At 59.8% G+C, this 13963-nt stretch carries 14 protein-coding genes; 10 read left to right on the forward strand and 4 right to left on the reverse strand.

All coding sequences use genetic code 11. The features are described 5' to 3' along the window. Window positions 1-97: 97 nt before the first annotated feature. From arcC to EIO64_RS16725, 3 genes are all read right to left on the reverse strand, one after another. Window positions 98-1033: a carbamate kinase gene (arcC, locus tag EIO64_RS16715; protein ID WP_021747881.1), complete on the reverse strand. Its 936-nt coding sequence runs from the start codon at window positions 1031-1033 to the stop codon at window positions 98-100. A gap of 105 nt (window positions 1034-1138) precedes the next feature. Further along, on the reverse strand, window positions 1139-2329 hold the full coding sequence (ygeW, locus tag EIO64_RS16720; protein ID WP_021747880.1) for a knotted carbamoyltransferase YgeW: 1191 nt from the start codon (window positions 2327-2329) through the stop codon (window positions 1139-1141). Window positions 2330-2528: 199 nt separating this feature from the next. Then, window positions 2529-3941 (reverse strand): YgeY family selenium metabolism-linked hydrolase, encoded by a 1413-nt coding sequence (locus EIO64_RS16725; RefSeq protein WP_036629531.1) that lies wholly within the window; start codon window positions 3939-3941, stop codon window positions 2529-2531. 239 nt (window positions 3942-4180) lie between these two features. On the opposite strand from EIO64_RS16725, the gene EIO64_RS16730 reads away from it, so the two are divergent. The 5 genes from EIO64_RS16730 (at window position 4181) to EIO64_RS16750 (ending at window position 10165) form a co-directional block, all read left to right on the forward strand. Continuing rightward, complete coding sequence (locus EIO64_RS16730; RefSeq protein WP_021747878.1) at window positions 4181-4897, forward strand: GntR family transcriptional regulator; 717 nt, start codon at window positions 4181-4183, stop codon at window positions 4895-4897. A gap of 227 nt (window positions 4898-5124) precedes the next feature. Beyond that, window positions 5125-6300 (forward strand): YgeY family selenium metabolism-linked hydrolase, encoded by a 1176-nt coding sequence (locus EIO64_RS16735; RefSeq protein WP_136891652.1) that lies wholly within the window; start codon window positions 5125-5127, stop codon window positions 6298-6300. Between the two features lie 86 nt (window positions 6301-6386). Next, a complete protein-coding gene (locus tag EIO64_RS16740; protein ID WP_025543835.1) occupies window positions 6387-7808 on the forward strand; it encodes an alanine/glycine:cation symporter family protein in 1422 nt (473 codons plus the stop codon). A 198-nt stretch (window positions 7809-8006) separates the two neighbouring features. Further along, window positions 8007-8687 (forward strand): helix-turn-helix transcriptional regulator, encoded by a 681-nt coding sequence (locus EIO64_RS16745; RefSeq protein WP_021747874.1) that lies wholly within the window; start codon window positions 8007-8009, stop codon window positions 8685-8687. A gap of 2 nt (window positions 8688-8689) precedes the next feature. Continuing rightward, window positions 8690-10165 carry a pyridoxal-phosphate dependent enzyme gene (locus tag EIO64_RS16750; protein WP_136891653.1) on the forward strand — a complete coding sequence of 492 codons (1476 nt, stop codon included), beginning with the start codon at window positions 8690-8692 and terminating at the stop codon, window positions 10163-10165. A gap of 38 nt (window positions 10166-10203) precedes the next feature. On the opposite strand, the gene EIO64_RS16755 is transcribed toward EIO64_RS16750, so the two are convergent. Beyond that, window positions 10204-10365 carry a hypothetical protein gene (locus tag EIO64_RS16755; protein ID WP_155979266.1) on the reverse strand — a complete coding sequence of 54 codons (162 nt, stop codon included), beginning with the start codon at window positions 10363-10365 and terminating at the stop codon, window positions 10204-10206. Window positions 10366-10484: 119 nt separating this feature from the next. Between EIO64_RS16755 and EIO64_RS16760 the strand changes: the two genes are divergently transcribed. The 5 genes from EIO64_RS16760 to EIO64_RS16780 all read left to right on the forward strand — a co-directional run bounded on the left by EIO64_RS16760 (window position 10485) and on the right by EIO64_RS16780 (window position 13960). Then, entirely contained in the window at window positions 10485-10673 is a 189-nt protein-coding gene (locus EIO64_RS16760) for a YlcI/YnfO family protein (protein WP_021752180.1), read from the forward strand. Between the two features lie 4 nt (window positions 10674-10677). Then, entirely contained in the window at window positions 10678-11919 is a 1242-nt protein-coding gene (locus EIO64_RS16765) for a threonine synthase (RefSeq protein WP_119310828.1), read from the forward strand. Window positions 11920-12213: 294 nt separating this feature from the next. Continuing rightward, window positions 12214-12774, forward strand: a complete 561-nt coding sequence (locus EIO64_RS16770) for a phosphoribosyltransferase family protein (protein ID WP_021747868.1) — start codon at window positions 12214-12216, stop codon at window positions 12772-12774. A gap of 580 nt (window positions 12775-13354) precedes the next feature. Further along, the gene (locus tag EIO64_RS16775) at window positions 13355-13819 is read left to right on the forward strand and encodes a hypothetical protein (protein WP_119310829.1); all 465 of its coding nucleotides are present in this window, start codon (window positions 13355-13357) and stop codon (window positions 13817-13819) included. Further along, window positions 13820-13960 carry a hypothetical protein gene (locus tag EIO64_RS16780; RefSeq protein WP_021747865.1) on the forward strand — a complete coding sequence of 47 codons (141 nt, stop codon included), beginning with the start codon at window positions 13820-13822 and terminating at the stop codon, window positions 13958-13960. It abuts the gene before it with no gap. Window positions 13961-13963 lie beyond the last annotated feature (3 nt).

Genomic DNA, 13963 nt, shown 5'->3' on the forward strand with positions numbered 1-13963 from the left:
TGGCAGTGTGCACAATAATAAGACGAAAAAGACAAACAAGGAGAGCGTTTTTTTCGCTCTCCTTGTAGAAAATTGACAGATTGACCTTTTTTGGATCTTACATGGAGACGGCGGTGCCGGTTTTTCCGGCGATGCCGTCCTTGGCCTTCTCCAGCAGGGTGATGAGGGCTGTGCGGCCGGGCTTGGACGCGGCGAACTTCACGGCAGCCTGGACCTTGGGCAGCATGGAGCCGGGGGCGAACTGGCCTTCCGCCTCGTACTGCCGGGCCTCCTCCGGCGTCAGGTGATCCAGCCACTTCTGATCCGGCTTGCCGAAGTTGATGGCCACCTTCTCCACGGCGGTGAGGATGATGAGGGCGTCCGCGTCCAGGCTCTCCGCCAGCAGCTCGGAGGCGAAATCCTTGTCGATGACGGCGCCTGCGCCCTTCAGGTGGTTGCCCTCCGTCCGGTAGACGGGGATACCGCCTCCGCCGCAGCCAATGACTACCTGGCCCGCCTCCATCAGCGTACGGATGGTCTCGATCTCCACAATGGCTTTGGGTTTGGGAGAGGCCACGCAGCGGCGCCAGCCCCGGCCTGCGTCCTCCATGACGCAGTTGCCCCGGCGGCGCATCTCCTCCGCCTCCTCCTCAGTCATAAAGGTACCGATGGGCTTGGAGGGATTCTGGAAAGCCGGATCCGCCGGGTCTACCTCCACCTGGGTGAGGACGGTGGCCACGGGCTTTTGGATGCCGCGGTTCAGCAGTTCCTCCCGCAGGGAGTTCTGCAGGTCATAGCCGATATACCCCTGGCTCATGGCAGTGCAGACGGACATGGGGGCGATGGGATGGCTGTGATCCTCCCGGGAGAGGGTGGTCATGGCGATGTTGATCATGCCTACCTGGGGGCCGTTGCCGTGGGCCACCACCACCTGATGGCCCTCCTGAATCAGGTCCACGATGGCCTTGGCGGTGTGCTTCACAGCGACCATCTGCTCCGGCAGGTTGTTGCCCAGGGCGTTGCCGCCCAAGGCGATAACGATACGTTTGCCCATAGTTGGTGTATCCCTTCTTCACAAATGATAGTGGTCGAACCTATCAGATAGTTTTGGCGGGAACGCCCGCGCTATTCCCGCCAAAACTTGAAATTTTTAGAACGATCAGAACAGCTTCCGCTTGCTGCCCTGGTCCAGGGCCATCAGCGCGGAGACCGGGTCCTTCACTTTGCTCATCAGGATCATGGCCGCGATGATGTAGGGCTTGTAGCTGGCCTCCTTGTACAGGGGCACCAGGTACCGGTCGAACACGGAGTTGTCCACCTCGCCCTCCGGGCAGCTGAGGCCGGTGATATCGGCGGGCAGGCAGTGCAGGTACAGGGCCTTGCCGTTCTTCGTCCGCTTCATCATCTCTTCGGAGCAGGTCCAGTCCTTGTGCTGGGCGTTCTGGGCCAGCAGCTGCTTCTCCAGAGCGTCGATACCCGCCTGGTCACCGGCCTGATACAGCTTGGTCCGCTGCTCCATGGCGGCAAAGGGCGCCCAGCTCTTGGGATAGACGATGTCGGCGCCGTCGAAGGCCTCCTCCATGGTGGAGACCTTCTTGTAGGAGCCGCCGGTGGCCGCCGCGTTCTTCTTGGCGATCTCCTCCACCTCGGGCATCACATCATAGCCCTCGGGATGGGCCAGCACCACGTCCATGCCGAACCGGGTCATCAGGCCGATGACGCCCTGGGGCACGGACAGGGGCTTGCCGTAGCTGGGGGAGTAAGCCCAGGTCATGGCGATCTTCTTGCCCTTCAGGTTCTCCACACCGCCGAACTCATGGATGATGTGCAGCATGTCCGCCATGCACTGGGTGGGGTGGTCCACGTCGCACTGCAGGTTCACCAGGGTGGGCTGCTGTTCCAGAATGCCGTCCCGGTAGCCCTCCTTCACGGCATCCATGAAGGTCTTCTGGTACTTGTGGCCCTCGCCGATGAACATGTCATCCCGGATACCGATGACGTCGGCCATGAAGGAGACCATGTTGGCGGTCTCGCGGACGGTCTCGCCGTGGGCGATCTGGCTCTTCTTCTCGTCCAGGTCCTGGACGGTCAGACCCAGCAGGTTGCAGGCGGAGGCGAAGGAGAACCGGGTGCGGGTGGAGTTGTCCCGGAAGATGGAGATGCCCAGGCCGGAGTCAAAGATCCGGGTGGACTTGTTCCGCTCCCGCAGGTCCCGCAGGGCGTCGGCCACGGTGAAGATGGCCTCCAGCTCCTCGTCGGTCTTGTCCCAGGTCCAGTAGAAGTCGGACTTGTACATGTTGTTGATGTGCAGCTTTTCCAGATGCTTGGCCAGCTCGATGGTCTTGGACATATTCAGCACTCCTTGTAATATGTGAAATTGTAGATGTATGGCGGCTCCGCCGCAGCGAAAGGAAAAACCAGGAAAAGGGTCTAGGGAAAAACCCAGGTTTTTCCCAGTTGATTTGCCTCCGGCAAATCAAGCAAATCGAATCATTTTCGCCGCGGCGTGTACGTGGCGAAAATGCCTTGACCCAGCCCCCCTTCGAAGCTCACCGGATATCGTTATCCGTGAGGCTCTGCCGGAACTCGGTGACGTCAGCGGTCTTGTTCTCGGGCTTGTACAGGCCGGGTACTGCGGCGTACAGGGCGGCACAGGTCACCAGATCCTGCTTCCAGGTGATCTCATTGGGGGCATGAGCCTGGGACTCGGCGCCGGGGCCAAAGCCCACGCAGGGGATGCCATATCGGCCCTGGATGGACACGCAGTTGGTGGAGAAGGTCCACTTGTCGGTGAGGGGACGGCCCTCCCGCAGGTGCATGGCGTCCCGCTTCTGGTCCGCGTCGGCATGGCCGATGCGCTTGTCGCCCCACAGGGCATGGTGAGCGTCCACCAGCGCCTGGACATGGGCGGCGCTCTCCTTGTTGATCCAGGTGGGGAAGAAGCACTCCGTCTCATAGACCTCGCCGGTCCAGGCGGGCCGGTCATACATGTACATGCTGACCTTCACATCGTCTCCGTACTTCTGGACGGCGGGCAGCTGCCGGATCTCCTCCAGGCAGGAGTCCCAGGTCTCGCCGGCGGTCATGCGCCGGTCGATGGAGATGGCGCAGCTGTCCGCCACAGCGCAGCGGGAGGGAGAGGTGTAGAAGATCTGGCTGACGGTGCAGGTGCCCCGGCCCAGGAACTGGGCGTCCTCGTAGTGCTCCGGATTGAATTCCGGATTCAGCATCTTCACCAGACCCTTCACCCGGTTGGAGGGGCCGTCGCCGCTCTCGTTCAGGGCCCGGACATCCTGGAGGATGTCGGCCATCTTGTAGATGGCGTTGTCGCCCCGCTCCGGCGCGCTGCCGTGGCAGCTGACGCCCTTGACGTCCACCCGGATCTCCATGCGGCCCCGGTGGCCCCGGTAGATGCCGCCGTCGGTGGGTTCGGTAGACACCACGAACTCGATCTTGCTGCGGGCGTCCTCCTGACCCTGGAAGTCCTTGTTGACGATGTACTGCCAGCACATGCCGTCGCAGTCCTCTTCCTGGACGGAACCCACCACCATGATCTTGTAGCCGGCGGGGATCAGGCCCAGATCCTTCATGATCTTGGCGCCGTACACGGCGGAGGCCATGCCGCCCTCCTGATCGCTGCCGCCCCGGCCGAAGATGACGGCGTCGTCCTCATAGCCCTGATAGGGGTCGGCCTCCCAGTTGTTGATGTTGCCGATGCCCACGGTGTCGATGTGGGAGTCGAAGGCGATGATCTTGTCGCCGTCGCCCATCCAGCCGATGACGTTGCCCAGGCCGTCGATCTCCACCTTGTCATAGCCCAGCTTCTCCATCTCCGCCTTGATGCAGTGGACAACCTCCTTCTCCTCACAGCTCTCGCTGGGGTGAGAGATCATCTCTCGCAGGAACCGGGTCATGTCGGCCTGATAGCCTTGGGCCGCCGCTTTGATCGCTTCAAAATCCATATCGCTGACCTCCATATCAATGTTTGGAATCCCGTCATTTCCACATCACGGATTGGCTTACCTATCCCTATCATAGCATAAGAAAACAGGATGTCAAACAAAAAATGAGAAAACCTAAAAATTTTTTTGAATCTCCGGCGCGGAATGCGCCGTCCGGCCGAAATGATTGCAAAACCAAAGGGCTTGTGATATATAATGGTAGAGTAAAAAGAACAGCAGATTTGGGATGGGGAGAGCTTATGCCGATACCGGAAAACGTGGAAAACCTGCGGAGAGTTTCCGCAAAGAGCAGCATTTATCAAGTGGTATGCAGCTGGATCATCACGGGTGTGCTGAAGCCGGGAGAAAAGATCGTTGATTCCGAGCTTGCGAAGCGATTCAATGTCAGCCGGACCCCGGTGCGGGAGGCCATTCAGATCCTGGAGGGACAGAAGCTCGTCTATGTGGTGCCGGGCCGGGCTACGGTGGTGGCGGATATTGACCCTGCGGATATTGAAAAATGCTACCGGACGCTGGCGGAGCTGCAGGGACTGGCGGCGGAGCTGGCCTGCGGCAGCCTCACGGACCGGGAACTGGAGCAGCTGGAGCGGATTCACGCCGCCTTTGTGGATGCCTGCGGCCGTAATGACGGCACCGATGCGATCACGCAGGACAACCTCTTCCATGACGCGATTGTCCGCGGGGCACACAACGAGTATGTGGAGGAATTTTCCCACACGATGATCCTCCATATCCAGCGGATCAAATACCATTATTTCCACTGTGACCGGCTGCGAAAGATTTCCGTTTCCCAGCATGGGGAAATCCTTCAGACCATCCAGGCCCGGGACAGCGCCCGCGCGAAGGAGCTGATGCGGAGTCACTGGCTCTGCTCCATGGAAAATAGCCTGCGGGATGTTGCGGGCATGATCCATGGAGCCGGCGCAGAATCCGGACAGGATGTTCTGACAAAGTAAAGATGGGAAGAAAAAGCCAGAGAGAGGACGCGGAGAGAATCCGGGTCCTCTCAACGTTTTCTGGGCGAATTCCATAAAATTGTATCCGGCCTCTGGTACGTTCCGTAGAAATCCTTTGGAGAGGCCGGGCTTTCGTTGACTTCCACAAGAGTGCGGTTCATAATGAATATGCGATATATTACATATTGCATATAAAGTATGACAGAGGTTGAGAAAGGAGCAGAGACATGGACAGAGACCAGCGGCTGATTGCGTTTTGCCAACAGGCTGTTCGAATCCCCAGTCCCTCCGGGCAGGAACGGGAAGTGGCCCAGCTGATGAAGCGCAAGATGGAAGAGTATGGTTTCGACGAGGTGCTCATCGACAGGTATGGCAGCGTACTGGGCCGGATGCGGGGCCGCCGGCCGGGAAAGACCATCCTTCTGGATGGGCACATTGACAATGTGGATGTGATCGACGCCGACGAGTGGACCCATGACCCCTTTGGCGGCGAAATCGACCAGGGGCGGATTTACGGCCGGGGCACATCGGATATGAAGGGCAGCGTGACGGCCATGATCTCTGCGGTTGCCCACTTTGCCGAGGACAGCGGCCGCGACTTTGCCGGAGAGATTTGTGTGTCCTGCACCGTTCATGAGGAGTGTTTTGAGGGGGTCTCCTCCCGGGAGATTACCCGGCTGGCGAAGCCGGACTTTGTCATCATTGGCGAAGCGACGTCCACCACTGTCAAGATCGGCCAGAGAGGGCGCGCGGAGGTGGTTGTGGAAACAGAGGGGGTGAGCTGCCATTCCTCGAATCCGGACAAGGGCGTTAATGCGGTCTACCACATGATGGCTGTGATCGAGGAGATCCGCCGGATCATCCCCAACGAGCACCCCATTCTGGGAAAAGGGATTCTGGAGCTGACAGACATCATCTCGTCCCCATATCCGGGCGCCTCGGTGGTCCCGGCCCTCTGCCGGGCCACCTTCGACCGGCGGACCCTGACAGGGGAGAACGAGGCCGTGATTCTCGGCCAGGTGGAGGAGGCAATCGCCCGCGCCAGGGAAAAGATCCCCGGCTTGAAGGCGCGGACCTATCTGGCAGAGGGGAAGGAGGTCTGCTGGACCGGGGAGGCCATCGCCGCGAAGCGGTATTTCCCGGCGTGGCTCATTGATGAGGACAATGAATATGTGCAGAAGGCGCTGGCCGGTCTGAAGAAAGCGGGAATCGAGGCGCCGATCTCTCACTTCTCTTTCTGCACAAACGGCAGCCACTTCTGTGGCGAGGCGGGGATTCCCTGCATCGGCTACGGCCCCTCTTTGGAGAGCCTGGCCCATGTGCGGGATGAATACATTGAAATTGAGCAGCTGACAAAGGCATGCAGAGGCTTCGCCAGCATCCTCCGGGAGCTGACACAGTAGAGCGCGGACTAGAAATCACGAATTTAAAAGGAATGGTTATAGCATTGGAGTAAATCTGATTATTATTGATAAGGAGAATGGACCGTATGGAACAGATTTTGAAATCAATCTCCAGCTTTCTGTGGGGTGCTCCAGTCCTGATCCTCCTGGCCGCCGTTGGGCTGCTGTTTGGATGTAAGACAAAATTTTTCCAGTTTCGCAAGTTCGGCTATATTTTAAAGAATACTGCCGGCGAGATGTTTAAAAAAGGCGGCGGCGCAAAAGGGAAGGAAGGAACGCTGACGCCGCTGCAGGCGGTGAGCTCCGCGCTGGCCGGCTGCGTAGGAACGGCGAACATCGCAGGCGTGGCCACCGCCATGGTGGTGGGCGGCCCTGGCGCCGTGTTCTGGATGTGGGTCGTCGCCCTGCTGGGAATGCTGACGAAATGCGTTGAGGTTACGCTGGGCCAGTACTACCGTGTCAAGGGAGAGGACGGCGTTTATTATGGCGGCCCCATGTACTACATTGAGCGGGGAATGGGCAGAAAGTGGAAACCCCTGGCCGTCATTTTCTCTGTCACTATCATTTTGGGCGGCCTGGGAACCGCTGCGTTCGCCCAGCCCTATACCATGTCCACCGCTGTGCAGAACAGCCTGGGAATTCCCGCATGGATTACCACCGTGGCGGCGGCCGTCATCTGCGGCGTGGTTCTGCTGGGCGGCGTCAAGTCCATCGGCGGCTTCTGCGAGAAGCTGACCCCCGCCATGTGCCTCATCTATGTGGTGGGAGTGCTGGGCGTGATCATCATAAATCTGGAACATGTGCCCGCCGCCTTTGCGGCGATTTTCCGCTATGCGTTTGCACCCATGCCCGCTGTGGGCGGTTTGGCGGGCTCCACAGTTGCGCTGGCGCTGCGGCAGGGCGCCGCCCGCGGGACCTTCTCCAACGAAGCGGGCTGCGGCTCATCGCCCATCACCCATGCGACCGCCATCACCGATCACCCCTTTAAGGAGGGGATGTACGGCTGCTTTGAGGTATTCGTGGATACGCTGGTGGTATGCACGATGACAGCCCTCGGAATTCTCTGCGCGGGCCCTGAAATCTGGCAGTCCGGCCTGGAGGCGGAGGCGCTGACCATGGCCGCCTTTTCCACAGCGTACGGCAGCACGGTCGGCAAGCTCCTGGTCACCATTCCTCTGGCGTTGTTCGCATTCTCCACTATGGTGGGGTGGGAGATCAATTATGAATCCGCGTTCTTCTATTTGTTTCCCAAGGGAAAGCAGTCCAAGGTGTTCAAGTACGCCATCCGCATCCTGTGGCTGGTTCCCGGTTTCCTGGCTCTGGGGAAGACGCCCCAGGTGATTTGGACCATTGTGGATATAGTCTCGGGCTTCTGGTGCATCCCCAACGCCATCGCACTGCTGGCCCTGTCCGGTGTGTTCATGAGGATTTACCGGGATTATGAGAGCAAATACATCAGCAAGACCAAGCCGGTCTCCCAGCCCCTTGAGTATGTCGGGAAGGATTGACTGTCAGGCGGCGCTTGGGCGTTGACAGGCCGCTTCCAAGCGCAGAAAGCTGTGGACAGAGCATCAGGCGGCATCCGCAAACGACGTGGATGCCGCCTGATTTTTGGGACCGGCGGAGATCAAACACTTTTTTCGCAGACCTAAAAAAATATTTGCTAAAACATTGCAATCTCGGCTGGATGCTGGTATGATGCAGATATGAATATCGCTCTGGAAAGTGAGAAGGTGATCCCCTTGGAGAGCAACCGGCTGGAGATGCTCAAGCAGATTGCAGATGCCTTGGCGGCCCAGTTCGGGCCAAACTGTGAGGTTGTGATTCACGATTTGTCCGCGCAGAATGCGGAACACCCCATTGTCTATATTGTCAACGGCCATGTCACAGGCCGCAAGGTGGGGGACGGGGCCTCCTATGTCGTGGTGGAGCAGCTGACCACCAATGACCCGGCGCCTCGGGACCATTTGGCCTACCTGACCCGGACGCCGGACGGCAAGATCCTCAAATCCTCCACAGTCTATATCCGTAACAGCAAGGGCAAGGTCTCCGCCATTCTGGCCATCAACTACGACATCTCCAAGCTGCTGATGGTGGAGAGCGCGGTCCACGATCTGATCTCCACCGGCGAACCCCAGCAGGAGGAACCGGAGAAAATCGTCAACGTCAATGATCTGCTGGAGGAGCTGATCCAGCAGTCGGTGTCCCTGGTGGGCAAGCCCGTGGCCCTGATGAACAAGGAGGACAAGGTGCGGGCCATCCGCTTCCTGAATCAGAACGGCGCGTTTTTGGTGACCAAGTCCGGCGACAAGATCGCCAAGTATTTCGGCATCTCCAAGTACACTTTGTATTCCTATATCGACACAAAACAACAGGAGGGCAAGTAAGTATGATTGATCTGACCATCAACAAGACGGGCCTGGAGCACAATCTCCGCAAGGCGAAGGAAAATCGCATCATCATCCCCACCATCGCCCAGATGCAGCACCCGGAGACCATCCCGGAGAAGATCCGGGAGCGGCTGAAGACCGTGGGCCTCTGGGATGTGGATCCCCTGAACCTGTTCCGCATCACCTGGAAGAATGAGGCCAAGGAGAGCGGCGGACTGTTCCAGGCGGTGCCCAACTACATCGAGCTGCCCCCGGCGCTCACCGGCGTCCCCTGCCGGATCGTGGCCATGGTGGGCAAGTGGTTCCCCACCGGCTGCCACAAGGTGGGCGCCTCCTTCGGCTGCCTGGCCCCCCGTCTGGTGACCGGCCAGTTCGACGTGAACAGGCACAAGGCCGTGTGGCCCTCCACCGGCAACTACTGCCGCGGCGGCGCCTTCAACTCCCGGCTGCTGGGCGCCCAGGGCGTGGCCATCCTGCCGGCGGAGATGAGCCAGGAGCGGTTTGACTGGCTCCATGAGATCGGCGCCGAGGTCATCGCCACCCCCGGCTGCGAGTCCAATGTGAAGGAGATCTTCGACAAGACCAACGAGCTGAAGCAGGATCCCCAGTACATGATCTTCAACCAGTTCGAGGAGATGGGCAACCCCCTGTGGCACTACAATGTCACCGGCAACGCCCTGGCGGATGTGTACGAGGCCATCAAGCGCCCCGGTGACCGGTTCGCCGGCGCGGCTTTCACCTCTGGCTCCGCCGGTACCATGAGCGCCGGTGATCTGCTGAAGGAAAAGTATCCCCATCTGAAGCTGGCGGTGGGCGAGGCCCTCCAGTGCCCTACCATTCTGGAAAACGGCTTCGGCGGCCACCGGATCGAGGGCATCGGCGATAAGCACATCCCCTGGATCCACAACGTGAAGAACACCGACATGGTCATCGACATCGACGATGAGGACAGCCAGCGGCTGCTGCGCCTGTTCAACACCCCTGAGGGCCAGGCGTATTTGAAGAACGAGCTGCACCTGGACGACGAGCTGATCGAGAAGCTCACCTGGCTGGGCATCTCCGGCATCGCCAACGTGCTGTGCTGCATCAAGATGGCGAAATACTATGAGTTCACCGAGCGGGATGTGGTGGGCACCGTCCTCACCGACTCCGCCGTCATGTACGGCAGCCGCATCCAGGAGCTGAACGACCGGTATGGCGCCTACAATCCCCATGAGGCGGCCATGGACCATGCACTCCACATGCTGGGGCTGAAGCTGGACAACATGCAGGAGCTGACCTATGCGGACCGCAAGCGGGTCCACAACCTGAAGTATTACACCTGGGTGGAGCAGCAGGGCAAGACCGTGGAGGAGCTGAACGCTCTGTGGTACGACACGGAGGGCACCTGGGACACCGTCCACGCGCAGGCCAAGGACCTGGACGACCTGATCAACGCTTTCAACGAGGCCACCGGGCTGCTGAAAGACCTGTAAAACGCCGCAGGGCGGGGCAACCGCCCCGCCCTGCTTATTTATGTCTCCTCCGCGCGGATATAGGCATCCTCAGCCTCCTGCTGAATGCGGACCAGAATATCCCAGGCCCGGCTGGTCTCCTGCTGGTCCAGGGCCTTCAGAGCGTCGGCGATGCCGTTGAACAAAATCGTATAATATTGGGGGAAATTTTCGCGTTCCATATCCGCCACCTCCATAATATGTATTATATTGCACTATAAATTGTAATGCAATATGCAATATTATAAACGTGCGCATAACGCAATACGATTCGTCATATAAAAATATGGCGAGGTGTGCTATGCGGAAATTCAAAATTCCTAAACCAGAATCAACAACGAACAAAACGATTCGTTTCCCCAACAGCGTTATTGACGCGGTAGAGGAGGCGATTCGTGGAACAGAATGTACGTTTTCCGCCTTTGTGATCGAAGCTACCCGGGTGGCTCTTGAGAATCTTCTGGAGGAGGAAACGTCAAAAGAGGAGTAACGCTATGAAACACGTTTTGTACGGCAAATGCGTCAAGTGCGGCAAGACCTACGACGCTGTGCCGGATCTGACCAACTGCGAATGCGGCGGCATTCTGGACATCGTCTACGATTATGACTACATCAGGACCCGGCTGACGAAGGAAAAGCTGGCGGCCCGACAGGACCATACCATGTGGCGCTACCGGGAGCTGCTGCCTGTGGAGGAGGACACGCCCAACACCCCCCTGCGGGTGGGCTGGAGTCCCCTGTACGAGGAGCCCCGCCTGGCGGAGCAGCTGGGCCTGAAGCGCCTGTGGGTAAAGGACGACGGCCAGAACCCCACCGCCAGTCTGAAGGACCGGGCCAGCGCCATGGCGGTGGCCAAGGCCCGGGAGGCGGGGGCGAAGGTGATCGCCTGCTCCTCCACCGGCAATGCCGCCAGCTCTCTCGCGGGCAACGCCGCAGCGGCAGGCCTCAAGACCTACATCTTCGTCCCCTCCCGGGCTCCCAAGGGCAAGGTGGCCCAGCTGATGACCTTTGGCGCCACGGTCATCTCCGTCCAGGGCAGCTATGAGGAGACCTTTGAACTGTCCAAGCAAGCCATTGACCGCTGGGGCTGGTACAACCGCAACGCCGCCATCAACCCCTACCTCTCCGAGGGCAAGAAGACCGTGGCCCTGGAGATCATGGAGCAGCTCTCCTGGCAGGTGCCGGACTATATCGCCATCAGCGTCGGCGACGGCTGCACCATCGCCGGCCTCTGGAAGGGCCTGAAAGACCTGTATGCCATTGGCTTCATTGACCGCCTGCCCCGGCTGATCTCCGCCCAGGCGGAGGGCTGCTGCCCCATCAACCGGGCCATTGCGGAGAACAAGCCCTGGGAGCCCATGGAGGAGAACACCCTGGCGGACTCCATCGCCGTGGGCGTGCCCCGGAATGCGGACAAGGCCCTGACGGCGATCCGGGAGTCGGACGGCATCGTGGTGAATGTCTCCGACCAGGAGATCATGGCCGCCCAGCAGCTGCTGGGCCGGACCTGCGGCGTGTTCGGAGAGCCCGCCGGCGTCACTGGCGCCGCCGGCGTGAAGAAGCTCTGCGAGCAGGGCGTCATCGGCAAGGATGACACGGTGGTCAGTGTGGTCACCGGCAACGGCCTCAAGGACGTGGCCAACGCCATTAAGGCCGCGGGAGAACCCATCTCCATCCCTTCCGACATGGACCGCCTGCTGGTGGCCTTTGCAGAAAAAGGCATCACTGTGGAATAAGCGGCAAGGGGCCGGCGGGAGACCGCCGGCCCTTTTTCTCGAAAAATTTTCTGATCCGCGCAACGATCCTCTCCCGTTTTCCGATGATATAGGTGAAAGCAGCTTTCATAAAGAGAGGGACTACCGTAGCGGATACGGAGAGGAAGCGGGGCGTTCCTCCGGGAAGGGCCTGCTGGGCCCGGTCAGCAGGCGGCACAGAGCCTTCTTGACTTTTCCCGCGCAGATTATATAATAATGTACGGTGCCTCCCGGGCACCATCCACCTGAGGGAATGAGAAAGAGGAGGCACCTGATATGACGTATCCCATGACCGTGGCGGGCCTGCGCCGGGACCTGCCCATCTGCAAAGTGACGGATGACCTGTACATCGGCGCGTTTATCGTGTTCGGCGATGCGGAGCTGACTGTGGCCTGCGCCCGGGAGCTTTTGAAGCTGGTCCCGGCGGAGGACTATGACTACATGCTGACGGCGGAGGCCAAGAGCATCCCCCTGATTCATGAGATGGCCCGCCAGTCCGGTGCGAAGAAGTATTTCATCGCACGAAAGGGTCCTAAGGCATATATGCCGGATCCTATCCACGTGGAAGACACCTCCATCACCACCGCGGGAACCCAGCGGCTGTATCTGGGCCGGGACGATGCGGAGCTGATCCGGGGCAAGCGGATCCTGCTGATGGACGATGTGATCTCCACCGGCGGTTCCCTTCACGCCATGGAACAGCTGGTGGCCCTGGCGGGCGGCACCGTCACCGGCCGGGTGGCCGTCCTGGCGGAGGGTGAGGCCGCAGAGCGCAGTGACATCAAATTTCTGGAAAAGCTGCCGGTGTTCCATGCAGACGGTACTGTAAAAGACTGAAGTGAAGAGAGACCGGGCGCGCCGCTGACTCGCGGCGCGCCTTTTTCCGCATACGCTTGCAAAATCCTGGAAGAATGGTAGAATAAAGGCACGATGAAAACGAAGCATGTGGTCTATTGACTTCCGCACGTCAACGCGCCGGCGGCAGTGCGCTGCACCGCCGCCGTCACCGGCCGGGTGCCCTCCAGGTGCCGCTGTGGTTTCTGTTCAGCCTGCCTATGCTGTACCACATCGTGGTGGAGGACCGGCAGAAAGTGGGCTGGCCTGTCCATGACTGGCTGCCGGAGGCCAGCGCCTTGTGCTGTATGGAGGTACTGCCGTACTGTTCGCTGGCTATGCGGCGCCGGTATCCGGCGGAGGGGGGAGTACGTCCGCCGCTTTGGGGACCGGGACGACGGCCACCTGCTTCGGAGCCTGTTCTGCATCTTCGCTGTGTCGCCCTATCTGATGAAGACCCGGAACATCGCCCAAAACTATATCCGGGACGCAGTGGAGATCGCCCGAGCAGAACAGGATATCACACAGAAGCGGGCGGCGGGGATGGAGCACTTCGGCCTGCTGCACGTGCGGCTGGCGGTCTATGTGCGAACGGACCTGTGCCCGGGACCGGGAGATCGAGGTGAACATGACCGTCAAAAAGGAGATGTCCCCGGACACGGTCATCAAGCTCCGGTTCGACCCATCGGACACGGCGGACGTGGTCTATCAGCGGTTCAATGCCAAAGTCCAGGAGGTGAAGAACGTCTTGGAGGACACCTCCTTCGGTGCGCTGGCCGGCGCGTTCCATCTGGCGCCGGGTCTGCTGCTGAAATTCTTGGTGTGGGCCCTGCAGGTCAGCGACTACTTCGGCTGCCTGCCCGGATCCATCACCCATCTCTCGCACTTCCACGGGTCGTTGTACATCACATTTATGGCATCGCTGGGGATTCCGCCCATTTTCCATCGCCTGTACGATTTCGGCAATGTGCCGGTATTCTGGTCTTTCGGCCGGAAGCGGCAGGCGTTTGAGTACCAGTGGGACGGCACGGTGGCCCGGCGGAGGTAGGTGGACGGCTGCTTCGTCACGGACGAGTGGATTGTGGACGGATTCTATTTCGCGGTCGCCATGCACAGTTTTCAGAATCTGATCCACGGTCCCTGGCAGCTGGACGAGCCGCCGGAGGAGGCCGTGCAGGATCAGCCCTGATAT

Source organism: Dysosmobacter welbionis (assembly GCF_005121165.3).
Lineage (GTDB): Bacteria > Bacillota > Clostridia > Oscillospirales > Oscillospiraceae > Oscillibacter > Oscillibacter welbionis.

Bases quoted from the DNA above. Each gene is read 5' to 3' on its own strand.
- arcC (WP_021747881.1), bottom strand. From the start codon at position 1,033: ATGGGCAAACGTATCGTTATCGCCTTGGGCGGCAACGCCCTGGGCAAC.
- ygeW (WP_021747880.1), bottom strand. From the start codon at position 2,329: ATGTCCAAGACCATCGAGCTGGCCAAGCATCTGGAAAAGCTGCACATC.
- EIO64_RS16725 (WP_036629531.1), bottom strand. From the start codon at position 3,941: ATGGATTTTGAAGCGATCAAAGCGGCGGCCCAAGGCTATCAGGCCGAC.
- EIO64_RS16730 (WP_021747878.1), top strand. From the start codon at position 4,181: ATGCCGATACCGGAAAACGTGGAAAACCTGCGGAGAGTTTCCGCAAAG.
- EIO64_RS16735 (WP_136891652.1), top strand. From the start codon at position 5,125: ATGGACAGAGACCAGCGGCTGATTGCGTTTTGCCAACAGGCTGTTCGA.
- EIO64_RS16740 (WP_025543835.1), top strand. From the start codon at position 6,387: ATGGAACAGATTTTGAAATCAATCTCCAGCTTTCTGTGGGGTGCTCCA.
- EIO64_RS16745 (WP_021747874.1), top strand. From the start codon at position 8,007: ATGAATATCGCTCTGGAAAGTGAGAAGGTGATCCCCTTGGAGAGCAAC.
- EIO64_RS16750 (WP_136891653.1), top strand. From the start codon at position 8,690: ATGATTGATCTGACCATCAACAAGACGGGCCTGGAGCACAATCTCCGC.
- EIO64_RS16755 (WP_155979266.1), bottom strand. From the start codon at position 10,365: ATGGAACGCGAAAATTTCCCCCAATATTATACGATTTTGTTCAACGGC.
- EIO64_RS16760 (WP_021752180.1), top strand. From the start codon at position 10,485: ATGCGGAAATTCAAAATTCCTAAACCAGAATCAACAACGAACAAAACG.
- EIO64_RS16765 (WP_119310828.1), top strand. From the start codon at position 10,678: ATGAAACACGTTTTGTACGGCAAATGCGTCAAGTGCGGCAAGACCTAC.
- EIO64_RS16770 (WP_021747868.1), top strand. From the start codon at position 12,214: ATGACGTATCCCATGACCGTGGCGGGCCTGCGCCGGGACCTGCCCATC.
- EIO64_RS16775 (WP_119310829.1), top strand. From the start codon at position 13,355: ATGTGCGAACGGACCTGTGCCCGGGACCGGGAGATCGAGGTGAACATG.